General features: G+C 66.4%; 23 protein-coding genes. 11 read left to right on the top strand and 12 right to left on the bottom strand.

The features are described 5' to 3' along the window. Window positions 1-89: 89 nt before the first annotated feature. The gene (locus tag CYD53_RS22630; RefSeq protein WP_210202411.1) at window positions 90-836 is read left to right on the top strand and encodes an aldolase; all 747 of its coding nucleotides are present in this window, start codon (window positions 90-92) and stop codon (window positions 834-836) included. Window positions 837-844: 8 nt separating this feature from the next. On the opposite strand, the gene CYD53_RS22625 is transcribed toward CYD53_RS22630, so the two are convergent. From CYD53_RS22625 to CYD53_RS22610, 4 genes are read right to left on the bottom strand one after another with little or no spacing between them, the layout of a single operon-like run. After that, window positions 845-1474, bottom strand: coding sequence for an aspartate/glutamate racemase family protein (locus CYD53_RS22625; RefSeq protein ID WP_103720349.1), 630 nt, complete (start codon window positions 1472-1474; stop codon window positions 845-847). Window positions 1475-1492: 18 nt separating this feature from the next. Beyond that, the gene (locus CYD53_RS22620) at window positions 1493-2521 is read right to left on the bottom strand and encodes an amino acid ABC transporter substrate-binding protein (RefSeq protein ID WP_103720348.1); all 1029 of its coding nucleotides are present in this window, start codon (window positions 2519-2521) and stop codon (window positions 1493-1495) included. A 40-nt stretch (window positions 2522-2561) separates the two neighbouring features. After that, entirely contained in the window at window positions 2562-3893 is a 1332-nt protein-coding gene (locus tag CYD53_RS22615; protein WP_103720347.1) for an aspartate aminotransferase family protein, read from the bottom strand. Continuing rightward, a complete protein-coding gene (locus tag CYD53_RS22610; RefSeq protein ID WP_181011982.1) occupies window positions 3890-4783 on the bottom strand; it encodes a MurR/RpiR family transcriptional regulator in 894 nt (297 codons plus the stop codon). The genes CYD53_RS22615 and CYD53_RS22610 overlap by 4 nt, the downstream gene beginning before the upstream one ends. 379 nt (window positions 4784-5162) lie before the next feature. Here CYD53_RS22610 and CYD53_RS22605 point away from each other — a divergent pair, with 379 nt between their 5' ends. Then, entirely contained in the window at window positions 5163-7757 is a 2595-nt protein-coding gene (locus CYD53_RS22605; RefSeq protein ID WP_103720345.1) for a chemotaxis protein CheW, read from the top strand. 72 nt (window positions 7758-7829) lie between these two features. Here the strand turns inward: CYD53_RS22605 and CYD53_RS22600 are convergent, their stop codons facing one another. After that, window positions 7830-8657: a 3-oxoadipate:acetyl-CoA acetyltransferase gene (locus tag CYD53_RS22600; RefSeq protein ID WP_103720344.1), complete on the bottom strand. Its 828-nt coding sequence runs from the start codon at window positions 8655-8657 to the stop codon at window positions 7830-7832. 130 nt (window positions 8658-8787) lie between these two features. Further along, complete coding sequence (locus tag CYD53_RS22595) at window positions 8788-9783, bottom strand: aldo/keto reductase (protein WP_103720343.1); 996 nt, start codon at window positions 9781-9783, stop codon at window positions 8788-8790. 96 nt (window positions 9784-9879) lie between these two features. On the opposite strand from CYD53_RS22595, the gene CYD53_RS22590 reads away from it, so the two are divergent. Continuing rightward, window positions 9880-10764 (top strand): LysR family transcriptional regulator, encoded by an 885-nt coding sequence (locus tag CYD53_RS22590; protein ID WP_103720342.1) that lies wholly within the window; start codon window positions 9880-9882, stop codon window positions 10762-10764. A 122-nt stretch (window positions 10765-10886) separates the two neighbouring features. Here CYD53_RS22590 and CYD53_RS22585 read toward each other — a convergent pair whose 3' ends face one another. Then, complete coding sequence (locus CYD53_RS22585; RefSeq protein ID WP_425428333.1) at window positions 10887-11912, bottom strand: amino acid ABC transporter substrate-binding protein; 1026 nt, start codon at window positions 11910-11912, stop codon at window positions 10887-10889. Window positions 11913-12188: 276 nt separating this feature from the next. Between CYD53_RS22585 and rpmI the strand changes: the two genes are divergently transcribed. Beyond that, window positions 12189-12389: a 50S ribosomal protein L35 gene (gene rpmI, locus CYD53_RS22580; protein ID WP_066609790.1), complete on the top strand. Its 201-nt coding sequence runs from the start codon at window positions 12189-12191 to the stop codon at window positions 12387-12389. 28 nt (window positions 12390-12417) lie between these two features. Further along, on the top strand, window positions 12418-12795 hold the full coding sequence (rplT, locus tag CYD53_RS22575; RefSeq protein WP_092169395.1) for a 50S ribosomal protein L20: 378 nt from the start codon (window positions 12418-12420) through the stop codon (window positions 12793-12795). A 2-nt stretch (window positions 12796-12797) separates the two neighbouring features. On the opposite strand, the gene CYD53_RS30555 is transcribed toward rplT, so the two are convergent. Continuing rightward, window positions 12798-13310 carry a hypothetical protein gene (locus CYD53_RS30555; RefSeq protein WP_210202410.1) on the bottom strand — a complete coding sequence of 171 codons (513 nt, stop codon included), beginning with the start codon at window positions 13308-13310 and terminating at the stop codon, window positions 12798-12800. Between CYD53_RS30555 and CYD53_RS22565 the strand changes: the two genes are divergently transcribed. Further along, complete coding sequence (locus CYD53_RS22565; RefSeq protein WP_245928384.1) at window positions 13296-14252, top strand: M20/M25/M40 family metallo-hydrolase; 957 nt, start codon at window positions 13296-13298, stop codon at window positions 14250-14252. The genes CYD53_RS30555 and CYD53_RS22565 overlap by 15 nt on opposite strands. A gap of 187 nt (window positions 14253-14439) precedes the next feature. Here CYD53_RS22565 and CYD53_RS22560 read toward each other — a convergent pair whose 3' ends face one another. From CYD53_RS22560 to CYD53_RS22550, 4 genes are read right to left on the bottom strand one after another with little or no spacing between them, the layout of a single operon-like run. Then, complete coding sequence (locus CYD53_RS22560; RefSeq protein WP_103720338.1) at window positions 14440-15201, bottom strand: LOG family protein; 762 nt, start codon at window positions 15199-15201, stop codon at window positions 14440-14442. Between the two features lie 55 nt (window positions 15202-15256). Further along, window positions 15257-15865, bottom strand: a complete 609-nt coding sequence (locus tag CYD53_RS22555; RefSeq protein ID WP_181011981.1) for an SCO family protein — start codon at window positions 15863-15865, stop codon at window positions 15257-15259. Window positions 15866-15875: 10 nt separating this feature from the next. Further along, window positions 15876-16400: a hypothetical protein gene (locus CYD53_RS30385; protein WP_181011980.1), complete on the bottom strand. Its 525-nt coding sequence runs from the start codon at window positions 16398-16400 to the stop codon at window positions 15876-15878. Between the two features lie 3 nt (window positions 16401-16403). Beyond that, window positions 16404-16844, bottom strand: coding sequence for a type II toxin-antitoxin system HipA family toxin (locus tag CYD53_RS22550; RefSeq protein WP_146055976.1), 441 nt, complete (start codon window positions 16842-16844; stop codon window positions 16404-16406). A gap of 128 nt (window positions 16845-16972) precedes the next feature. Between CYD53_RS22550 and pheS the strand changes: the two genes are divergently transcribed. From pheS to CYD53_RS22525, 5 genes are all read left to right on the top strand, one after another. Then, window positions 16973-18055: a phenylalanine--tRNA ligase subunit alpha gene (gene pheS, locus CYD53_RS22545; RefSeq protein ID WP_103720335.1), complete on the top strand. Its 1083-nt coding sequence runs from the start codon at window positions 16973-16975 to the stop codon at window positions 18053-18055. 28 nt (window positions 18056-18083) lie between these two features. Continuing rightward, window positions 18084-19271 carry a ceramide glucosyltransferase gene (locus CYD53_RS22540; protein ID WP_245928379.1) on the top strand — a complete coding sequence of 396 codons (1188 nt, stop codon included), beginning with the start codon at window positions 18084-18086 and terminating at the stop codon, window positions 19269-19271. Then, entirely contained in the window at window positions 19268-21691 is a 2424-nt protein-coding gene (gene pheT, locus CYD53_RS22535) for a phenylalanine--tRNA ligase subunit beta (protein ID WP_103720334.1), read from the top strand. The genes CYD53_RS22540 and pheT overlap by 4 nt, the downstream gene beginning before the upstream one ends. Window positions 21692-21874: 183 nt before the next feature. Continuing rightward, the gene (locus CYD53_RS22530) at window positions 21875-22786 is read left to right on the top strand and encodes an alpha/beta fold hydrolase (protein ID WP_103720333.1); all 912 of its coding nucleotides are present in this window, start codon (window positions 21875-21877) and stop codon (window positions 22784-22786) included. Next, window positions 22783-23862, top strand: coding sequence for a tartrate dehydrogenase (locus CYD53_RS22525; protein WP_103720332.1), 1080 nt, complete (start codon window positions 22783-22785; stop codon window positions 23860-23862). Before CYD53_RS22530 ends, CYD53_RS22525 begins: the two co-directional genes overlap by 4 nt. The last annotated feature ends 13 nt before the right edge of the window (window positions 23863-23875 follow it).

Raw genomic sequence — 23875 nt, 5'->3', positions numbered from 1 at the left:
TTGTCATGTCAGGCTGGCCGGGCCTTGTCATATCCGGCACCGCGATGTTTCGATCCGGTTCGCTTCCGATAATCGAGAGACCCTGCTCCATGTCCTTGCACATGTCCTCCCTGCCCAGCATCACGAATCAGCGCCGCGACCTTGCCGCCGCGCTCCGCCTCGCCGCGAAGTTCGAGCTGAACGAGGGCATCTGCAATCATTTCTCGGTCGCCCTGCCGAACGGCCCCGACGGCAAGCCGCGCTACCTGATCAACCCCTATGGCGTGCACTGGTCAGAGATGAAGCCCTCCGACCTGCTCCTGATCGACGACAAGGGCGAGGTGCTGGAAGGCGAGGGCGAGGTCGAGGCCACCGCCCGCAACATCCATGTCGCCGCCCATAAGGCCAATCTGCGCCATGTCGCGGTGCTGCACGTCCACATGCCCTACGCCACCGCTTTGACCATGGTCGAGGGCGGCAGGCTGGAGATGGCGCATCAGACCGCCTGCCGCTTCCATGGCCGCACGCATTATGTCGACCATTTCGGCGGGCTCGCGCTCGATGCGAGCGAGGGCGAGGCCATCATCGCCGCCAGCAAGGCTTACGAGCATGTCGACATCACCTTCCTCGCTCATCACGGCGTGACCATCGGCGGCCCCTCGATCGCGGTCGCCTTCGACGATCTCTACTTCCTGGAGCGCGCCTGCCGGCAGCAGGTGCTGGCAATGTCGACCGGCCGGCCGCTGAAGCTCATTCCGCAGCAGCAGATCGAGGCGACGGCGCGCGACTGGCGCGACGTGCTGGTGTTTCAGTCGGAGAAGCATTTCGAGGCGCTGCGACGCATCGAAGGGGTCTGACCGGCTTTTCAGCCGAGCAGGCGCCTCAGCTTCCTCACCGCGCTCTGCGGCGTCGTCAGCACCGGCCTGCCGGTCGCGGCCAGGACTGCGGGCGCGGATCGCGCCAGGCTGAACTGAGCGAGCGCGATCACGTCGCAACCGGCGAGATCGCGCGCCGCCTCTGCGGCGATGCGGTCGTGTTCGGCGCCGTCGCCACGGTCGAGGGCGGCGAGCGCCCCTTCCGCCAGCTTCGGCATGATCGTCAATCCGGGTGGAAACTCCGGCGGCATCGAGGCCAGCGTCGGCGCGAAGCTGGCGAGGAGGCCGATGCGCCCGCCCGTCTTTTCGGCCTCCTCGATCATCGCCTCGTTCGGCTTCAGCACCGGCAGCGGCGCAAGCTCGCGCTGCACCGCCTCGATGCAGGGCCCGAAGGCCGAGCAGGTGAACAGGATGCCGTCGGCGCCGGTCGCCTTCGCATAGCGCGCGAGGTCCAGGAAGCGCCCTGTCATCGCCTCCGTGATCGTGCCGTCGCGGGCAAGATCGGCTGAGAGGCTGTCGTCGAGCAGGTTCATCAGCCTGACTTGGGGCCAGAGCTCTGCGAACGCCGCCTCGATCGGAGGCGGCGAATGCCGGAGTGCGTGGATCAGGGCGATACGCATGGTGGCTCCAGGCGGCGGTCAGCGGACCGGATGTGGGTATTGCAGCCCGCCCTGCGAGGCCAGCGCGTTGAGGCCGCGCTTGAGCTGCAGTTTCGAGCCCATGCCGACATTGCGCTCGAAGCTCTCGCCGTAATTGCCGATATGCTTGACGATGCGATAGGCCCAGTCGTTGGTCAGGCCGAGGCCCTCGCCGAACTTGCCCTCGACGCCGAGCAGGCGCTTGATCTCGGGGTTCGAGGATTTCAGCATTTCGTCGACATTGGCCTTGGTGACGCCGAACTCCTCGGCGTTGAGCATGGCGTAGTGCACCCATTTCACCAGGGCGACCCAGCTCTCGTCGCCGCGCTTGACGGCGGGGCCGAGCGGCTCGCGCGAGATCAGGGTCGGCAGGATGACGAAATCGTCCGGCTTGGAGAACTTCAGGCGCTCGGCGGCGAGCCCCGAGGAATCGGTGGTGAAGGCGTCGCAGCGCCCGGCCTCCAGCGCCTTGACGCCCTCTTCATTGGTGGAGAATCCGATGATCTCGTATTTCAGGTTATTGGAGCGGAAGAAGTCGGCGAGGTTGAGCTCGGTCGTCGTGCCTTGCGTCACGCAGATCGAGGCGCTGTTCAGCCCCTTCGCCTCGGTGACGCCGAGCGCCTTCTTCACCATGAAGCCCTGGCCGTCGAAATAATTGATGATCGGCCAGGACATGCCCTGCGAGGTGTCGCGCGACATCGTGTAGGTGGCATTGCGGGCGAGCATGTCGACCTCGCCGGCCTGCACCACGACGAAGCGCATCTGCGGTGTCGTCGGCACGAAGCGGACCTTGTTGGGGTCGTTGAAGATCGCCGCCGCAACGGCGCGGCAGAGATCGATGTCGAGCCCGTCCCAGCGCCCGTCGGGCCCCTGCAGGCCGAAGCCGGGCAGGGCGATGTGGTTGCCGCAGATCAATTCGCCGCGCGCCTTGACGCGCTCCAGCGTCGAGGTCTGGGCGTTCGCCGCCGTCACGGAGAACGCGCCGGCGAGGCAAAGGCCCGCGCCGATGAGCCATTGTTTCAATCTCATGGATAGTCCCCTGTTTATGGTTTGGGTGGTTCGCGGAACGCTAGAGAGCATCAGCGATCGCGGCATCGACGGCTTCTCCGAGCCGTTCGACGATCATGTCCATCACCGCTGCGTCGGCGATGAAGGGCGGAGCCAGCAACACATGGTCGCCGGCGGTTCCGTCGGCGGTTCCTCCCATCGGATAGACCATCAGGCCCCGCGCCATCGCCGCCTGCTTGATCCTGGCGTTGAGCTTGAGGTTGGCCTCGAAGGGCGTCTTCGAAGCGCGGTCGGCGACGAGTTCGATGCCCCAGAAATGGCCGCGCCCGCGCACGTCGCCGACATGGTGATGATTGCCGAAGCGCTCCTTCAGGCGGCGTTCCAGATGGTCGCCCTGAAGCCGGACATTGGCGAGCAGGTCGTCGCGCTCGATCACCTTCTGCACGGCGAGCGCGGTCGCGCAGGCGAGCGGATGGCCGTTATAGGTCTGGCTGTGCGGGAAGGCGCCGGAGCCCTGCCGGATAGCGTCGACGATCCGACCCGAGGCCAGCATCGCGCCGATCGGCGCATAGCCGGCTCCCAGCCCCTTGGCGATCGCCATCAGATCGGGCGCGATGCCTTCCTGCTCGCAGGCATGCAGCGTGCCGGTGCGGCCCATGCCGCACATCACCTCGTCGAGGATCAGCAGCACGCCATGGCGGTCGCAGATCTCGCGGATGCGCTTGAAATAGCCGGGCGCCGGCGTGGCGGCCCCCAGCGTCGCGCCGACGACCGTCTCGGCGACGAAGGCCGCGACGGTGTCGGGCCCGAGCTCCAGGATCTTGGCCTCGAGCTCGTCGGCGACGCGCAGCCCGTATTGCTCGGGCGTCTCGTCGGTGCGCCGGTCGCGATAGAGGTAGCAGGGCGCGATATGGTGGCCGGTGAGCAGCATCTCCTTGAATGGCGCGCGATCCTTCATGCGGCCGCCGACCGAGAGCGCTCCGACCGTGATGCCGTGATAGCTCTGCCGGCGCGAGATGAAGTTGGTCCGCCGGCTTTCGCCCGTCTCGATGAAATAATGCCGCGCCAGCTTCAGGCAGGCCTCGATCGCCTCGGAGCCGCTGCTGCAGATGAAGACGTTGCTCAGACCCTTCGGTGCGCGCGCGATGAGATGCTCCGCCAGCTCCTCGGCCGGCTCCGAGGTGAAGAAGCTGGTATGGGCATACGCCAGCTTGTCGATCTGGGCATGCATTGCGGCAACGATGTCGGGATGGCCATGGCCGAGGCAGGAGACCGCCGCGCCGCCGCTGGCGTCGATATAGCTCTTGCCCTGCGCGTCGTAGAGCATGACGCCCTTGCCGCCGACGGCGACGGAATAGGCGCCGTTGACGCTGCGGTGAAGCACATGGCTCATGAGGGTCTCCGTTTGGTGCGGCGAGGGATCTCGAAGGTCGAGAAGGCGTCGAGTTGGGCCTCGGAGGCAGCGATGGCGTCGAGCGCCGGCTTGCCGCGCCTCGCCGTCATCAGCGCCGCCAGGCATTCCACTGCTGCGAAGGCCGGCGTCATGCTGTGGAAGAAGGAGGGCGTCTCGGTGCGCACCAGAACGGTCTCGTCGGCGAGTGCGGCGAGCGGCGAATGCGCGCTGTCGGTCAGTGCGACGATCGAGGCGCCCTTGTCGCGCGCATAGGCGGCGGCCTGGAGCGTCAGGCGCGTATAGGGCGACACCGAGATGACGAAGAGCACGTCGCCCGGGCCGATCCGGCGCAAGGCGTCGATGCCGCGCCCGCCGGCCGTGTCGGCCAGGACCGACTCCGCGCCGATCAGCGTGCGGATATAATCGAACATATAGACGGCCGGAAAAGCCGAGCGCAGCCCGAAGCAGAAGACGCTGCGCGCATTCGCCAGCAAGACGGCCGCGCGTTCGAGGCAGGCGACGGATTGAGGCGCCCGCAAGGCTCGGACATGCTCGGCCAGGGCCGCGAACATGTCCTGCGCGATGGCGCTGTCGCCTTCGTCGCCATGACGTTCGAGCAATTCGGTTGCGCGGTTGGCGAAGCCGTCGGGGCGCTGGCGCAGCGAGGCGGCATAAGCCGTTCGCAGGGCATCGTAACCGGGAAGGCCAAGGCGCTGCGCCAGCCGCGTGAAGGTCGCGGGCGCAAGCCCGGCGCGGCGCGCCTGCTCGCGCGTGGTCAGCAAGGCGACATCGGCGGGGTGATCGAGCACCCAGCGCGCGACCGCCTGCAGCTGCGGAGGCAGCTCATCGAATTGCGCATCCAGGGCGGTGGCGACGCCGATCTGATCCATGGCGGGGATCATAGCGGGATCCGCGATGGAATGAAACAGATGATTCTTAAATTATCATATGAAACGAATGATGCATTCCAATGCAGACCGCATCGCAGTATTGGGTCCGAGGCGCGAGCAGCCCGGCGGGGGGCTGCACAAAGCGCAGCGCGAGGCGGCTTGCCGGCGTCGTGGAGCGCTTTGCGCCCGGCCGGCCGCGCGCCCTGTGAATGATCGTTGCATTTGCCGCAAATTTGAGCGCTGCGGGCAGGGCGACCTTGGTGCGAATCGGCCGCTCAGATGATTTGGTTCGATCTGGAACGGTTGCGTTGAGTTCAGCCTTTTCTCGGCCGCCGGGTCTCGCCCAGGCGGCCATTGGCGCGAATGGAAGAGCCCAACCTTGCAGACGCTACACAAGGGAATTGCGATCGATCCTTCGCTGGCGGGCATCATCCGCCACATGCATGCGATCGACGACTATCGGCAGGTTTTCGATCGCTTGCAGGCGTCGTGGGATACGCTGACCCTGCTCGGCCAGCTCTCGGGCAACGCGACCGAGATGTCGGGCACACGCTCCGCCTTCGAGGAATTGACTGCGAGCCTGCTCAACCATCTCGCCATCGAGACGCGCGACAAGGTCGTCAGCGATCTCAGGACCAAGGCGCAGAACGCCATCGACGTGCTGGTGCGCAATCTCTTCGAGCGCACGGCCGATATCGGCTTCCTCGCGGCCGACACCGATATCCGCGAGATGCTGGAGGAGGCGACGCCGACGCCCGCTGCCCGCGAGGCGATCGAGGCGCGCTTCCGCGACTATGTCGCGAAATATTCGGTCTATTCCGACATCGTCCTGGTCGATTGCGAGGGTGCGGTCCGGGCCAGGCTCCAGCCCCATCCGGCTGAGACGGTGCGGCACGCCATCATCCAGGAAGCGCTGAGTTCGAGCGGCGCCTATGTCGAGCATTACGGCGTGGTCGATTTCGTCTCGGAGGCGCAGTCGCTGGTCTATGCCTGGCGCGTCGAGGACCGCGCCAAGCGCCCGCTCGGCGTGCTCGTGCTGGTCTTCCGCCTCGCCGACGAGATGGCGGGGATCTTCCGCAAGCTGCTGCCGGAGGATGATTGGACGATCCTGGGCTGCGCCACGCCGCAGGGCGAGGTCATCGCCGGCTCCTGCGCCATTCAACTGCCGGCGGGGCTTGCCCTGTCGCCGGCAGCGCTGCAGGGGCGCGAGCCCGTGCTCAAGCTCGGCGGCCGGCAATATCTCGCTGTTGCCTGCCGCAGCTCCGGCTATCAGGGCTATATGGGGCCGGGCTGGATCGGGCTCGGCCTGCTGCCGCTGGAGGCTGCCTTCACTCAGGGCGACGGCGCGCTCGGCGCACGGATCGACGATGGCCTGCTCGCGGCGGTGACCGGTCATTCCGACCTGTTCTCGGAGGACCTGCTCACGGTCTCGCGCCAGGCCGCGATGATCCAGCGCGACCTCAACCGCTCGGTCTGGAACGGCTCGATCCGCCAGGCCGGATCGACGGCCGCCAATGCCGCCTTTTCGAAAATCCTGCTCTGGGAAATCTCCAATGCCGGCCGCAGGACGCAGGCCGTCTTCGACGCCTCGATCGGCGATCTCCACCGCACCGTGGTCGCGGCGATCATGGAGAAATGCCGCTCGCGCGCGGCCTTCGCCATCGATGTCATGGACCGCAACCTCTATGAGCGCGCCAATGATTGCCGCTGGTGGGCGCTGAACGCGACCTTCGCACGGGTGCTCTCGGAGCCGACGCCGGAGGGCGCGCGGCATTGCGGCGAGATCCTGGCGACGATCAATTCGCTCTATACGGTCTACAGCAACCTGATCCTGTTCGACGCCAAGGGCGTCGTCGTTGCGGTTTCGCAGCCGGCCGAGGCGCATCTGGTCGGCGAGACGTTGGCAGCGGAATGGGTGCAGCGGACCCTGGCGCTGCGCTCGGGCCAGCATTATGCGGTGTCGGGCTTCGAGCCTTCGCCGCTTTATGGGCAGGCATCGACCCTGATCTATACGGCCGCCGTCCAGGCTCCGGCTGGGGGCAAGGTGGTTGGCGGCAAGTCGGTCGGCGGCATTGCGATCGTCTTCGACTCGACGCCGCAATTCGGCGCGATCCTGCAGGATTCCCTGCCGGCCGATGAGGCCGGCGCGGCGCTGCCCGGCGCCTTCACGCTGTTCGTGGCGGGCGATGGCCGCATCATTTCCTCGACCGAGCCGCGCTTCGCTGTGGGCGCACCGAGCCCGATCGTCATCGACCCGCAAGGGTTGGCCAATGAGGGCGATCTCGCCGGAATCCGAACATTCGAGGGCAGGCATGTCGCGGTCGGCGCGGCGCTGTCCAAGGGCTATCGCGAATACAAGACCAGCGACGGGCATCATGCCGATGTGGTGGCGCTCTGCGTCGTGCCGCTCGGCGATATCGCCTCTGATGCCGGGGCGCGGCCGTCGAGCGCGGCAGCCAATGCCATCGCGGCGCGCCGGCTGCCTGACGGCGTCGAGGCCTTCGAGGCCGCGACCTTCCAAATCGGCCGGCATTGGCTCGGCGTGAAGGCGCGCGATGTCGTCGAGGCCGTCGATCTCGCCGGCCTGAAGCCCTCTGCCAAGCAGGCGGAAGACGGTCTGCTCGCAGGCTACAAGCTGCATCAGGGCGACCCCGTGCCGGTGCTGCGCCTGGCGCGGCTGCTCGGCATCCCGGATGGCTCCGCTGAGGATCAGCAGATCGTCATCGTGCGCGCGGCCGGCCGGACGCTCGGGCTCATCGTCGATTCGCTCGGCCCGATACCGGAAATCCCGGTCTCGGAACTGCAGCCCTTGCGGGACCTGACCGCGAAGCAGGAAGTCCCCGCGCTCGGCGTCGTCGCCGCGCGCGATGCGCAAGGGGCGCCGGCCGGCATGCTGATGCTGCTCGACGTCGACAGGCTCGGCGCGCGGCTCGACGGCGAGCCCGCTCCGACGCTGCTGCGCGCTGCCGAATAGCGCCTTGGAGGGTTTTCGAGCGAAGTGGACACCGGTTCGCGTGAAAAAAACGCGCTAAAATAGAAAACTGATCTAGGCTGCGAGGCCGAGCAGGGCGCGTGCCTCGGCCGCTGTCGCCGGACGACGGTCGTATTCGGGGCAGAGATCGACCACGCGCTTCACCAGCGCAGCGTTGGACGGCGCGAGCGTGTCGCGGTCGAGCCGGACATTGTCCTCCAGCCCGGTGCGGCAATGGCCGCCGAGCTCGAGCGACCAGCGGTTGAGCGTTATCTGGTCGCGGCCGATGCCGGCGCCGGTCCAGGTCGCATCGGGCGCGAGCCGCTTCAGCGTCGCGATGTAGAATTCGAAGGCGCCGCGGTTGACCGGCATCGCGTTCTTCACGCCCATGACGAACTGCACATGCAGCGGCCCCTTGATCGCACCCGCGATGCTCATCTCGACCGCCTTGAAGATCATCGAAAGGTCGAAGGCCTCGATCTCCGGCTTGACGCCATGCTCGAGCATCTCGCTGGCCAGCCAGTCGACCAGCTCGGGGCTGTTCTCATAGACGCGTGTCGGGAAATTGCAGGAGCCGGTCGAGAGCGAGGCCATGTCGGGCTTCAGCGAGAGCATGCCGCCGCGCTCGCGCCCCGCACCGGAGCGCCCGCCGGTGGAGAACTGCACGATCATGCCGGGGCAATGCCGTCGCAGGCCTTCCAGCAAACGGCCGAAGCGCTCGGGGTCGGAGGTCGGCGCACCCTCGTCATTGCGGACATGGCAATGCGCCAGGGTCGCGCCGGCCTCGAAAGCGGCCTGCGTGGATTCGATCTGCTCGGAAATCGAGATCGGTACGGCCGGGTTGTCGCGCTTTGTCGGCAGCGAGCCGGTGATGGCGACGGTGATGATGCAGGGCGTGGTCATGGGCGGGCAAGACGTCCTGGGCGGGCAAGGCAGAGCGGCGTGATCAGGACCACGATAAAGCCCTTAGGGCGCGCCGGACGCAAGCCTGGCGGGAGTGGCGCGGCCGCGCGCTCCCGCCATTGCGCCCTTGTCAGCCGTCGACGAGCGCCAGTGCCGCGTCCGTATAGCGCTTGCCCGCGACGCGCTCGGGAGAGACGGCTTCATGGATCGCGGCGAGGTCCGCTTCGGTCAGGACGATCTCTGCGGCGGCCACGTTCTGCTCCAGGTTTGCGATCTTCCGCGCGCCGGGGATCGGCACGATGAAATCGCCCTGATGCAGCACCCAGGCCAGAGCCAGCTGCGCCGTCGTCACGCCCTTGCGGGCCGCGATCGCCGCCAGCGCGTCGACGATGGCCGCATTGGCCGCCATTGCCTCGGCCTGGAAGCGGGGCAAGGTGTGGCGCCAGTCATCGGCGGCGAGTTCGTCGGGCTTGCGGATCGCCCCCGTCAGCAGGCCGCGACCGAGCGGGCTGTAGGGCACGAAGCCGATGCCGAGCTCCCGGCAGGCCCGGAATACATCGGCCTCCGGCTCGCGGCTCCACAGCGAATACTCGCTCTGCACGGCGGCGATCGGGTGCACCGCATGTGCCCGCCGGATCGTCGCGGCGCTCGCCTCGGACAGGCCGAGCGCGCGGACCTTGCCTTCGCGGACGAGTTCCGCCATCGCGCCGACCGTCTCCTCGATCGGCACCGCAGGGTCGACGCGGTGCTGGTAGTAGAGATCGATGACATCGACGCCGAGCCGCTTCAGCGAAGCCTCGGCGACGGCCTTGAGGTGCTCCGGCCGGCTGTCGACGCCGGTCATGCGCGCCGGCCCCTCGCCATCCCGGCTGATGCTGAAGCCGAATTTCGTGGCGATCACGACCTTGTCGCGGACGGGCTTCAGCGCCTTGCCGAGCAGGATTTCGTTGTCATAGGGGCCGTAGACCTCGGCCGTGTCGAACAGGGTCACGCCGAGATCGACGGCGCGGCGCAAAGTGGCGATGGCGGCGCTCTCTTCCTGGCCGCCATAGGCGAAGCTCATCCCCATGCAGCCCAGGCCGACAGGATAGACGCTCAGTTCAGTTCCAAGCTTGCGGGTTTTCATCACGGGCTCCTCTGCTGTGATGAGGTTGAGATAGCGTCGCTGGCGTCGTTCGATAATCGCCTTGAATGTGCACGGCTTGATCGATTAAATAGAGCAATGAGCCGCAGTCATCTCTCGCAATTGGCCGTCCTGGCGGCGGTCGCCCGCAATGGCGGCTTTCGCGACGCGGCGAAGGAGCTCGGCATCGCTCCCTCCGCCGTCAGCCATGCGGTGTCGGCGCTGGAGACCGGCTTGGGCGTTCGCTTGCTGGCGCGCAGCACCCGCAGCGTCGCGCCCACCGAAGCCGGAGCCCAGTTGCTGGAGCGGCTGCGCCCGGCGCTGCTGGAAATCGATCTTGCGCTGGAGGCGGCGGTCGCGTCCCGAGACGAGCCCGCTGGCAATCTCCGGCTGACCGTGCCGCGCACGGCGGCTCATACCGTGCTGGCGCCGAAGCTCGGCGCCTTCGCCGCGGCCTTCCCCGAGATCGTGCTGGAGATCGTGATCGAGGACCGGTTTTCCGACGTCGTCGAGGGTGGTTTCGACGCAGGCATCAGGCTCGGCGAAAGCCTGCAGCGCGATATGATCGCCGTTCGCATCGGGCCTTCGATGCGGGGTGCGGCGGTCGCTGCACCCTCCTATTTCGAAGGCAGGCCCAGGCCGGAGCGGCCGCAGGACCTGTCCGCTCATCGCTGCATCCGCTTCCGCTTCTCCAGCGGTGTGATCTATCGCTGGGAGTTCGAGAAGGAGGGCGTCGCCATCGAGCCGCCGGTCGAGGGGCCTTTGATCCTGGGTGAGGATCGCCTCATCGTGCAGGCCGCCATCGATGGCGCCGGCATCGCTTTCGTGTTCGAGGACTATGTTCGCGATGCCCTCGCCGACGGCCGGCTGGTGCGCGTGCTGGAAGATTGGTGCCCGCCTTTCGACGGCTTCCATATCTACTATCCCAGCCGCCGCCAGATGCGGCCGGCGCTCAGGGCGTTCATCGACTTCTTCCGGGTCTAGAGCCGCTGAGAGAGACCTCTGTTTGAGCTTCCCTCAGGATGCGGGCTGAAATGATCAAGCGGTCACCGAGAATCGGAGGGGCGGGGCGATACTGGATCTCCCGCCCCCCTGTCGTCGTGCCGTCAGCGGATCGGCGGCGCGAATAGCAGCCCGCCAGCAGTCCAGAGCTTGTTGACGCCGCGCGGCAGGTTGATGCCCGATTTCACCCCGAAATTGCGCTCGAAGCTCTCGCCGTAATTGCCGACGGCCTTGATGATGCGCACGACCCAGTCGTTGCTGAGGCCGAGCGCCTCGCCGAATTTGCCCTCGGCTCCGAGCAGGCGGCGGATTTCCGGGTTCTTGGAGTTGAGCATCTCGGCGACATTGGCCTGGGTGACGCCGAGCTCTTCGGCGTTCACCAGGGCAAAGACCGTCCAGCGCACGATGTCGAACCAGGCCTGATCGTTCTTGCGGACCCAGGGACCGAGCGGCTCCTTCGAGATCACCTCGCCGAGCAGGACATGCTCGTCAGGGGCCTTCAGGCGGCTGCGCGTTCCAGCCAGCGCCGAGAGATCGGTGGTATAGGCGTCGCAGCGCCCCGCCTCATAGGCCTGCACGGTATCTTCCAGCGTCGCGAAAGCGACGGTCTCGAATTTGATGCCGTGGGTGCGGCCGTAATCGGCGAGGTTGAGCTCGGTCGTCGTGCCCTGGGCGACGCAGATCGAAGCGCCGTTGAGGTCCTTGACGCTGGCGACATTCAGCTTCTTGCGCAGGATGAAGCCCTGGCCGTCATAGTAGTTGACGGCGGTGAAGGTCAGGCCCTGGCCGACATCGCGCCCAAGGGTCCAGGTCGTCGTGCGGGCCAGCACATCGATCTCGCCGCTCTGCAGCGCCACCAGCCGGTTCTTGCTCGAGAGCGAGAGGTAGGAGGCCTTTTCGGGGTCGTTGAAGATGGCGGCTGCGAGTGCGCGGCAGATATCGGTATCGAAGCCCTTCCAGGCGCCGCTGGCGTCCTGCAGGGAGAAGCCGGGAACGCCCTCGCTGGTGCCGCAGATGATCTGGCCGCGTTGCTTGATCTTGTCGAGCGTCGACTGGGCGAGGGCAGGCGCGCTGGCCACCGTGCTCAGGACGATGCCGGCAAGGAATCCGGCCACTGAAATTCGCATGATGTTTCCTCTCTGGTAGAGTGGGCTTCTTAGCGAGCCCTGTGAGACGTTGTCGTGACGTGTTGGCGCTCGTTCCCCGGATATCGTCAAGCGGCTTGTCGCGGAGCCCTTGTCGCGCGCTTGCCATAGCGCGGCTTTTCTGTCATACGCGCGGCCTTCGATCGCCCGGCTGATAAGGGCTGCCGTGGCGATCGATCTTTGCTTCCCCAAGAGCACTTCTTGAACAAGCAAAACTGAAAGCGGCGCAATTCGCGCGTCCGCGACCAATGAGGAGCTGAAATGCCCAAGATCAAGACGAAGTCGAGCGCCAAGAAGCGCTTCAAGATCACCGGAACCGGCAAGGTGCTCTACGCCCAGGCCGGAAAGCGTCACGGCATGATCAAGCGGACCAACAAGCAGCTCCGCAATCACCGGGGTACGAACGTTCTTTTCGAGGGCGACGCCGCCAACGTGAAGAAGTACTTCCTCCCCAACGGCTGACGCCCCCTAACCTTCCGGAGATCATCACATGGCTCGCGTGAAACGGGGCGTAACGTCCCATGCCAAGCACAAGAAGACACTCAAGGCCGCCAAGGGCTTCTATGGCCGCCGCAAGAACACGATCCGCGCCGCCAAGGCGGCCGTCGATCGCTCGATGCAATACGCCTATCGCGACCGCAAGAATCGGAAGCGCTCGTTCCGCGCGCTCTGGATCCAGCGCCTGAACGCTGCGGTGCGTGAGCACGGCCTGGTCTACTCGATGTTCATCAACGGCCTGCACAAGGCCGGCCTCGAGCTGGACCGCAAGACCCTGTCGGCCATGGCCATCGACGACGCTGCGGCCTTCGCCGCCGTGGTCGAGACGGTCAAGGGCGCGCTCGCCGCTGCCGAGCCCAAAGCTGCCTGATATCAAGGCTGCTCGAGCGGTTTTGCCTGACTGATCTGGAAGAGGCCGGCAGCGATGCCGGCCTTTTTCTTTGCGCCGCGACGAGCCCTGGAAGCCGAAAGACGAGCACGCATGATCGGCTCTCCGATCGTCACAAAAGCAGACCGGATGTTCGCCACGAGCCCTTGCGCCGCGCCGAGGCCGCCGGCACAGCTTGCGTTGTAGCAAGCCGACCGCATGATGGGGAAATGCCAGTGCAGCGCGACCACGCCTCCGAAATCGCCGCGATCACCCGCCATCCCGCTTTCAAGGCGGCGGTCGAAAAGCTCGCAGCCGATCACGACCGCACCGTTGCCGACATCGTCACCCTGACCGAGATTCCGTCCCCACCTTTCAAGGAGGACCGGCGCGCCGCAGCCTATCTCGAGATGCTGCGTGCGCATGGTCTCGAGGATGTGGAGCAGGACGAGATCGGCAATGTCATGGGCGTCAGGCGCGGCACCGGCAATGGCGGGTTGATCGTGGTCGCCGCGCATCTCGACACGGTCTTCCCGGAAGGAACCGACGTCACCGTGCGCCGCGAGGGCACCAAGCTCTACGCTCCGGGAATTGGCGACGACACCCGCAGCCTTGCCGTCCTGCTCGCCTTCATTCGCGCGCTGGATGCCGCCTCCATCCGAACCCGCAACGATATTCTGTTCGTCGGCGATGTCGGCGAAGAAGGGCTCGGCGACCTGCGTGGCGTCCGCCATCTCTTCACCAAGGGGCGGTATCGCGATCAGATCGAGGCGTTCATCACCGTCGACAGTCCGCAGGTGGACAACATCGTCGTCGGCGGAGTCGGTTCGAAACGCTACTCCGTCCGGTTCAACGGGCCGGGCGGACACAGCTTCAAGGCGTTCGGGATCGTGAACCCGATCTATGCCATGGCGCAGGCGATCGTCGAACTCGGCCGCATCGAGGTGCCGGAAACGCCTCGCACCACATTCTGCGCCTCCATTGTCGGCGGCGGCACATCGGTGAACGCTATCCCCGAGGAGGCATGGATCGACATCGACCTCCGGTCGGAATCGGCTGAGCAGCTTGCCAGGCTCGACGCACGTTGCCGCGCGATCGTGGCCGCGGCGGTGGAACAGGAGAACACGGCCCGCTCGACCAGTGAAGGCGCTATCACCGTCGACATCAGGACGCTGGGCGATCGTCCCGCCGGCAACACGCCGATGGACAGCGATATCGTCCAGTTTGCGACGGCAGCCCTTCAGGCCCATGGCTTTGCGCCCAGGCACGAGGCCTCCTCGACCGACGCGAATATTCCGATGAGCCTCGGCATACCCGCGATCAAGATCGGTTCGGGCGGCACCGGCGGCCGGGCGCATTCTCTCGCCGAGTGGATCGATGTCGAGAAGACCGCCAGCGTGTCGGGCATGACGGCCAGCCTTACTGCCATCCTTGCCGTGGCTGGCTTCGTTGGTGCGTAGGCGGTCTTATCGGCCGATGCTCGTCACGGCGTCCGCTTGATAGGACGGCGCCTCGGAGGCCGTTTGGAAGCTCCAGCCCTCATCCTGAGGAGCCGCGAAGCGGCGTCTCGAAAGATGCTCCAGCTTCCACTGGGGCCTCCTGGAGCATCTTTCGAGACGCGGGTCACGCCCACTCCTCAGGAAAGCCTTACGTCTGCACGCTGTCCTTTGCGGCCGGCTCCCAGCCGTCGCCGGCACCAGTGACGATGCGCGCATAGGCCTCCTCGGGCGTGTCGGCAAAGGCAAACAGCGACAGGTCCTCCGGGCGGATGAAGCCGGCTTCGCGCAGCGTGTTGAAATTGACCAGGCTTTTCCAGAAGGCGCTGTCATAGAGCACGATCGGCACCGGCGGCATCTTGGCGGTCTGGACCAGCGTCATCACCTCGAACAATTCGTCCAGCGTGCCAAACCCGCCGGGGAAGGCGACGAGCGCGGCGGCCCGCATGGCGAAATGCATCTTGCGCATCGCGAAATAATGGAAACGGAAGGTCAGGTCCGGCGTCGACCAGGCATTGGGCTCCTGCTCATGCGGCAAGGTGATGTTGAGGCCGATCGAGAGCGCCCCGGCCTCCGTCGCGCCGCGATTGGCCGCCTCCATGATGCCAGGCCCGCCGCCGGTGGCGATGACATGGCGGTGCCCGTTGCCGGCTTGCGTCAAGGCGCCGCCGCGCTCCGAGGCGAACCGCGCGAAAGCCCGCGCCGCCTCGTACCAGGGATTGCCCTCGCGCACCCGCGCCGAGCCGAAGACCACGATGGTCGAGGCGATGCCGCGTGCCCGCAGGCTGTCCTCGGCCTTCTGGTATTCGAGCATGAAGCGCGCCCCGCGCGTGGAATCGCTGAGGATGAAGTCGGGGTCGAGCGCGGCGAGGCGATAGGAGGGCGAGGTCTTCTGGGCGGTGTTGTCGGCCATGGCGTCCGTTCCGGTGAGGCGCTCTGCATAGCTCGCTTGCGCCGGCCTTGTCGCCTCAGGCGAGATATTTCCGCAGGATCGCGGCCAGCCGCTCGGCTCCCGAATTGTGCGGCAGCAACGTCACGAAGCGCCCGTCCGGCCCCATCAGATAGGTCAGCGAGCCATGGTCGACCGCATATTCGCCCGCGCCATGGTGAGGCTGTGTCAGCTTGCGGCGATGCACCTTGTAGGCTTTGGCGGTTGCTGCGATCTCCGCTTCGCTGCCGGTGAGCCCGATCAGGCGCGGATGGAAGGCGGCGACATAGGTCGCCATGACCGGCGGCGTATCGTTGCCGGGGTCGACCGTGATGAAAAGCGGCGCGAGCTTGTCCGCGAGCGGGCCGATTGCATCGAGTGCCTGCGCGATGACCGGCAGATCAACCGGACAGGTATCGGTGCAGCGCGTGAAGCCGAAATAGATCAGCATGAAGCGGCCACGAAAATCGCCGTTGCTGACGCGCCTGCCCGTGTGATCGGTGAGGGTGAAAGCTCCGCCGAACTGCGCCGTGAGCCGATCATGCTGGAGGCTGCCCTGATGGCTGCCCTGATCCTGCGCGACAGCGCGTCCTGTGGCGAAAGCGGCAAGGCCGGCCAGCACGCCCCTGCGCGCGATCCCGTCGGTCATAGCGGGTGCCTCAGGGCTTTGGCTTGGGCGCCATGCCCTTGATGCCGAGCGGGCCATCCGCAGCGATGATTCGGTTCGCTTCCGGATCGGCGCGCCACCACTCTTCGGCCTTGCCGTGCTGCGTCTCCCACTCCGCCTTGAAGCGCTCGGCCGGGACGAAGGATCCAGCCGCATCCGTCCTGATGCCCTGCACGAAGAACAGGGTTATGGCCGGGTTCTCGATCAGGAGCCCATCCGCCTCGATCTCCTTGCCGCAAAAGCCGATCAGATCGGGGATTGATCCGGCGAAATCGATGTTCGACTTGGCTACGAGCCGGAACGTGCCATCCGTCAGCAGCAGGCCGAGCTGGCGCTTGCCGGCGCCGCAATCGGGCGCACAGCGGCCCTTGAGCTGGCACAGCGCGTCGACGACGCGTCCCTTCAGGACAACGGCCTTCTCATGCGGGATATTCCAGGCTTCGGCGGCCAAGGAGGAGCCGGTGCTGGACACTGTAAAAATCATCAGCGCGAGGCGTATCGTGGAGAGAGCCTTCATCGCTCAGTTCCCGAACGGCTGGATGCCGTATTCCTCATGCGTCATGGTGATGACGCCCTTGTCGTCGGCAATGCGGTCGACCAGCAGGTATTTCACGCCGTCGCGTTCGAGCAGTTCGCCGTCGACCGCAACCTCATGCGTCGCCATCCGCGCGATGCGGGGATTGGCGGCGCTGTCCTCGTCGTCGCCGATCTTCAGGATCAGATAGAGTTCGCCCTTGGCGTCGCGGATGCTGACCGGGATGCCGCCAAGCGCGCACCAGACCGCGCATTGGTGATGAGCCGTGCCCTTGGCGAACATCAGCCCGCTGACCGTGCACCAGGTGTCGCTGATCTCGCCGGTGACGGTGACGCGCCTGCCGTCCTGTGCGGCGGCGGATGCGAGGGGGAGAGCAGAGAGCGCCGCGGCCAGCGCCATCGCCTGCCAGTGAGACATGATTGTCATGCAATTGCACCCATCGCTGTGAAACAGCCCGGATTTCGCGTTCCAGCGCTGCTTTGCCGGCATGATTGCCTCTAGCATCGACGCTGGCGACACCCTAGAAGATGCCTCGCAAATGGACCAGAGCAGGCATGAACGAGATCGATAACTTGGGCGCGAGCCTCCTTGCCGACATCGCCGGCGCGCAGGACGAGGCCGCCCTGGAGCAGGTCAGGATCGCGGCGCTGGGCAAGGCCGGCTCGATCTCGGCGCTGCTCAAGACGCTGGGCGCGATGACGCCTGAGGAGCGCAAGGAGAAGGGGCCGCTGATCAACGGCCTGCGCGACAAGGTGCAAGGCGCGCTCTCCGCCCGCAAGGAGGCGCTGGGCGAGGCTGCGCTCGACGCCAGGCTCGCTTCCGAAACCGTCGACATCACCTTGCCGGTCCGCGAGGGGCCCGAGGCGCGCGGCCGCATCCACCCGATCAGCCAGGTCATCGACGAGATCACCGCGATCTTCGGCGATATGGGCTTCTCGGTGGCGGAAGGCCCGGATGTCGAGACCGACGACCTCAACTTCACCAAGCTGAACTTTCCCGTCGGCCATCCCGCCCGCGAGATGCACGACACCTTCTTCTTCGCGCCCGATGCGAATGGCGAGCGCAAGCTGCTGCGCACCCATACCTCGCCGGTCCAGGTTCGCACCATGATCGCGCAGGAGCCGCCGATCCGGGTGATCTGCCCCGGTCGCACCTACCGGATGGATTCCGACCAGACCCACACCCCGATGTTCCATCAGGTCGAGGGGCTCGTGATCGACAAGAAGGCCCATATGGGTCACATGAAATGGGTGCTTGAGGAGTTCTGCAAGGCGTTCTTCGAGATCGACAACGTCAAGATGCGCTTCCGCCCCTCCTTTTTCCCCTTCACCGAGCCTTCGGTCGAGGTCGATATCCAATGCTCGCGCAAGGGCGGCGAAATCCGCTTCGGCGAAGGCGAGGATTGGCTCGAGATCCTGGGCTGCGGCATGGTCCACCCCAATGTCCTGAAGAATTGCGGGCTCGATCCGGATGTCTACCAGGGCTTCGCCTGGGGCATGGGCATCGACCGCATCGCCATGCTGAAATACGGCATGCCGGATCTGCGCCCCTTCTTCGAGGCGGATCTGCGCTGGCTCGCCCATTACGGCTTCCGGCCGCTCGACCTGCCGACCTTGACGGGCGGGCTGTCGTCGTGAGCGCGTCGCCGCATCAGGGGAGGTTGCGGTGAGCCTGGCTGCATCGGCTGGCCTGTTCGCGGCGCTCGCCGTCGCGATCAATCTGCTCTGCCAGGCGATCGCCTTCGTGCGCCTGCGTCGCAAGGATGCCGGCTGCGCTCTGCTCGACGCGCAGCCCCCGGTCACGATCGTGCGGCCGGTGCGCGGCATCGAGGCCTTCAGCAGGGAGACGGCGACGTCTGGCCTCCTGCTCGACTATCCGCGCTATCAGACGATCTTCTGCGTCGCCGATGCCGATGATCCGATCGTGCCGCTGATCGAGGAATTGATCGGCCGCTTCGGCGCGGAGCGCGTCAGCCTGATCACCGGCGATGTCGCCGTCAGCGCCAATCCCAAGCTCAACAACTGCGTCAAGGGCTGGGAGGCGGCGACGACCGAATGGGTCATCCTGGCCGATTCCAACGTGCTGATGCCGAGGGACTACATCCAGCGCATGCTGGCCTCCTGGCGTCCCGACACCGGGCTCGTCTGCTCGACACCGGCGGGCTCGCGTCCGCAGGGCTTCTGGGCCGAGCTTGAATGCGCCTTCCTCAACACCTTCCAGGCACGCTGGCAATATGCCGGCGAGGCGCTCGGCTTCGGCTTCGCCCAGGGCAAGTCGATGCTCTGGAACAAGCCCTTCCTCGACGCCAATGGCGGCATTGCCGTGCTGGGCGAGGAGATCGCCGAGGATGCCGCCGCGACCAAGCTGGTGCGCCGGGCCGGCAAGCATGTCCATCTCGTCGGCCAGCCCTTCGAGCAGCCCTTAGGCGAGCGCTCCTTGTATGACGTCGTGCAGCGGCAGTTCCGCTGGGCGCGCCTGCGCCGGGTGACGTTCCTGCCCTTCTTCGCGCCCGAGATCCTGTCCGGCCCGCTGCTGCCGGCGCTGTGCGCGGCTTTCGTCGCGCCGGCCTACGGCTATTCCGCCTGGCTTGGCCCGGCACTCGTGCTGCTGCCCTGGTATGTGGCGGAGATGGCGCTGGCCTATGGCGTCGGCTGGTATCTCTCCTGGCGCATGCCGCTGGCGCTGTTGCTGCGGGATCTGATCTTTCCCGGCGTCTGGGCCTATGCCTTCATCGCCGGCGAGGTCACCTGGCGCGGCAATTCCATGAAGATCCGGACGGATGGGGACGACCAGCTCAACGCTGCGTCGCCCGCGATGTCCCATGCCAATCTGAGAAGTGACGGACACTCATGAAGTTCACTCTGTCCTGGTTGAAGGACCATCTCGACACCACGGATTCGCTCGACACCGTCACGGAGACGCTGACCCGCGTCGGGCTCGAGGTCGAGGCCGTCGAGGACAAGGCGAAGGCTCTCCAGGCCTTCACCATCGCCTATGTGATCGAGGCCAAGCAGCACCCGAACGCCGATCGGCTGCGCGTCTGCATGGTCGACACCGGCGGGGCTGAGCCCGTGCAGGTCGTCTGCGGCGCGCCCAATGCCCGCACCGGCATGAAGAGCGTGTTCTCGCCGCCGGGCACCTATATCCCCGGCAAGGACATCACGCTCGGCAAGGGCGTCATTCGCGGCGTCGAGTCGAACGGCATGCTCTGCTCGGCCGCCGAGTTGCAGCTCTCCGAGGATCATGACGGCATCATCGACCTGCCGGAGGATGCACCCGTCGGCCAGCCCTATGCCGCCTATGCCGGGCTCGACGACGCCGTGATCGAGATCGCGGTGACGCCAAACCGGGCCGATGCGCTCGGCGTTTCCGGCGTCGCGCGTGATCTCGCCGCCGCCGGGCTCGGTGGGCTCAAGACGCCGCCGGTCCAGCCGGTGCGGGGGAGCTTTCCCTGCCCGGTCAAGGTGACGCTTGATTTCGCCGAGGCGGACAAGGCCCTCTGCCCGGTCTTCGCTTTGCGGCTGGTGCGCGGCGTCAAGAACGGGCCTTCGCCGGAATGGCTGCAGGCGCGGCTGCGCGCCATCGGGCTCAGGCCGATCAACGCGCTGGTCGACATCACCAATTTCATGACCTTCGACCGCAACAGGCCGCTGCACGTCTTCGACGCCGCCAAGGTCAGGGGCGATCTCACGGTGCGCCGGGCCAAGGACGGCGAGACGATCCTGGCGCTCGACGGCAAGAGCTACACGCTGACCGGCGAGCAGGTCGTCATCGCCGATGCTGATGGCGTCGAGTCGCTTGCCGGCATCATGGGCGGCGAGGCCTCAGGCTGCGACGAGACCACCACCGACGTGCTGGTCGAAAGCGCGCTCTGGAACCCGCTCAACATCGCTCGCTCCGGCCGTTCGCTCGGCATCAACTCCGATGCGCGCTATCGCTTCGAGCGCGGCGTCGATCCCGATTTCACCCGTCCGGGCCTCGATCTCGCCACCGCGATGATCCTCGATCTCTGCGGCGGCGAAGCCTCCGAGATGGTCTTCGAGGGCGATCTGCCCGAGAGCGCTCATGCCATCGATTTCCCCTGGTCCGAGGTCAAGCGCCTGACCGGGCTCGATCTGCCGCAGATCGAAATGAAGCTCGCGCTGACCTCCCTCGGCTTCCACGTCTCGGGGGCCGGCGAGCGCGTCAAGGTCGCTGCTCCGTCCTGGCGTGGCGATGTCGTGGGAAAGGCCGATCTCGTCGAGGAGATCGTGCGCGTCGCCGGACTCGACCGCGTCGTCTCGACGCCGTTGCCGCGCATCAAGGGCGAGGTGGTGAAGCCCGTCCTCACCGTGCTGCAGAAGCGCACCCGCGCCGCCAAGCGCCTGCTCGCCAGCCGCGGCCTCGTCGAGGCGGTGACCTGGTCCTTCATCTCGCATGACGCCGCGACTTTGTTCGGCGGCGGCGCGCGCCAGCTCGTGCTCGCCAATCCGATTGCGGCCGATCTCTCCGACATGCGCCCCTCGCTGCTGCCGGGACTGATCCGCGCCGGCCAGCTCAACGCCGATCGCGGCCTCGGCGACGTCGCGCTGTTCGAGGTCGGGCAGGTCTTCAAGGATGATACGCCGGAGGGGCAGTTCATCGCCGCCGCCGGCCTGCGCCGGGGCACGGCGACGCTCGAAGGCGTCGGCCGCCATTGGGACGGTGCCGCCAGGTCCGTCGATGTCTTCGACGCCAAGGCCGATCTCATGGGTCTGCTGACCGGGCTCGGCGTTCCTGTCGGCGGCCTGCAGATCGTCGCGGGCGGCCCGGCATGGGCCCATCCCGGCCGTTCGGCCACGCTCCGGTTCGGCCCCAAGGGCGTCATCGGCGCCTTCGGCGAGGTGCATCCCAAGGTGCTGAAGGCGCTCGACGTCAAGGGCCCGCTCGTCGCCTTCGAGATCCATCTCGATGCGCTGCCGCTGCCGAAATACAAGCCGACCAAGGTCAAGCCGAAGCTTACGCTCTCGGGCTTCCAGCCGGTGACGCGCGATTTCGCCTTCATCGTCGAAAAGACGGTCGCGGCCGGCGAGATGATGAAGACCGCGCAGAACGCCGACCGGGGCCTGATCTCGGATGTCGCGGTCTTCGACCTCTATGAAGGGCAGGGCGTCGAGGCTGGCAAGAAGTCGGTCGCACTGGCCGTGACCCTGCAGCCGGTCGACAAGACGCTGACCGAGGCCGAGATCGAGGCGGTCGGCGCCAAGATCGTCGCCGAGATGGCCAAGCGCTATGGGGCGGCGCTGCGGGGTTGACCTACCTCGTCATGCCCGGGCGCAGACCCGGGGCATCTCTCCCCAGAGGTTCCCGGGTCTCCGCTGCGCTGCGCCCGGGAATGGCGCGCGCCCGCTATTGATCAGGATTGTGTAATAATCGACGCGCGCAATCGCTTGAGAAGCAGGCTATCGGCTACCGATTATCGCAACCACGCGGCCCTGATGAGCGTCACCGAAATCCCTGTCCAGGACAGCCTCTTCCCCGGTTTCCGCCTCCTTGATGTCGCGACATCGGGCGCGCGCATCCGTGTCCGGACGGGCGGGGAGGGGCCGCCGCTCCTGCTGCTCCATGGCTACCCGCAGACGCATGCGCTCTGGCACAAGCTTGCTGCGCGCCTAAAGGACCGCTTCACTTTGGTCTGCGCCGATCTGCGCGGCTATGGCGACAGCGACAAGCCGGCGAGCGATGCCGAGCATTTCCCCTATTCCAAGCGCGCCATGGCGCTCGACATGGCGCAGGTCATGACGGCGCTGGGGCATCAACGCTTCTTTGTCGGCGCGCATGATCGCGGCGCGCGCGTTGCCCATCGCCTGGCGCTCGACCATGCGGAGCGTGTCACCAGGCTAGCGACGCTGGACATCGCGCCGACCCGCGAGATGTACGCCAATACCAGCGACGCCTTCGCGCGGGCCTATTGGCACTGGTTCTTCCTGATCCAGCCCGCGCCCTTCCCGGAGCGGATGATCGGGGCCGATCCCGAGGCCTATTGGCGCAAGAAATGCGGCTCCGGCTCGGCCGGTCTGACGCCCTTCGTGCCCGAGGCTCTCGCCCATTACCTGCGCTGCTTCAGCGATCCGCAGACCATCCATGCGAGTTGCGAGGATTATCGCGCCGCCGCCACCATCGACATCCGCCATGACGATGAGGATGGCGGCCGCAAGCTGACCCAGCCCTTGCTCGCGCTCTGGGGCGGCAACGGCATCATCGGCAAATGTTTCGAGCCGCTTGCGCTGTGGCGGCAGCGCGCTGAGAACGTCCAAGGCCGTGCCTTGCCAGGCGGGCATTATCTGGCGGAGGAGATTCCCGATCTCGTCGCCGCCGAATTCACGGCCTTCTTTGGAGAGAACCCATGAGTGGGACCAATCGCGTCTATCGTATCGCCGTCATCGCCGGGGACGGCATCGGCAAGGAAGTCATGCCCGAGGGCCTGCGCGTGCTCGAGGCGGCCTCCAGGAAATACGGCTTCGAACTGCGCTTCGACGAGTTCGATTTCTCCTCCTGCGATTATCACGAGAAGCACGGCAAGATGCTTCCCGACGACTGGAAGGAGAAGATCGGCGGCCATGACGCGATCTATTTCGGCGCGGTCGGCATGCCGGCGCAGGTGCCTGACCACATCTCGCTCTGGGGCTCGCTGCTGCTCTTCCGGCGTGAATTCGACCAGTATGTGAACCTGCGCCCGGTGCGTCTGATGCCGGGCGTTCCCGGTCCGCTCGTCGGCCGCAAGCCCGGCGATATCGACTTCTTCGTCGTGCGCGAGAACACCGAGGGCGAATACTCCTCGGTCGGCGGCAAGATGTTCGCCGGCACCGAGCGCGAGATCGTCATGCAGGAGACGGTGATGAGCCGGGTCGGCGTCGACCGCGTGCTGAAATACGCCTTCGAGCTGGCGATGCGCCGTCCGCGCAAGAAGCTGACCTCGGCGACCAAGTCGAACGGCATCTCGATCACCATGCCGTATTGGGACGAGCGGGTGAAGGAGATGGCCAGGAACTATCCCGGCGTCGCCGTCGACCAGTACCATATCGACATCCTGACGGCGCATTTCGTGCTGAATCCCGACCGCTTCGACGTGGTCGTGGCCTCGAACCTGTTCGGCGACATCCTCTCGGATCTGGGCCCGGCCTGCACCGGCACGATCGGCATCGCGCCGTCGGGCAACATCAACCCGACCGGCGATCATCCCTCGCTGTTCGAGCCGGTCCATGGCTCGGCGCCCGACATCGCGGGCAAAGGCATCGCCAATCCGATCGGCCAGATCTGGTCGGGCGCGATGATGCTGGATCACCTCGGCGAGACCGAAGCCGCCAAGGGCATCGAGGCCGCGATCGAGCGCGCGCTCGGCGACGCCCGCACCCGCACCCGCGATCTCGGCGGCACGCTGGGGACGGAAGCCGCGGGCAAGGCTGTCGAGCAGGCGCTGGGCTAAAAGCCCGGCGCCC

The sequence above is a fragment of the Allobosea psychrotolerans genome, assembly GCF_002917105.1.
GTDB classification, from domain to species: domain Bacteria; phylum Pseudomonadota; class Alphaproteobacteria; order Rhizobiales; family Beijerinckiaceae; genus Allobosea; species Allobosea psychrotolerans.
This window is presented reverse-complemented; position numbering and strand designations above follow the sequence as displayed.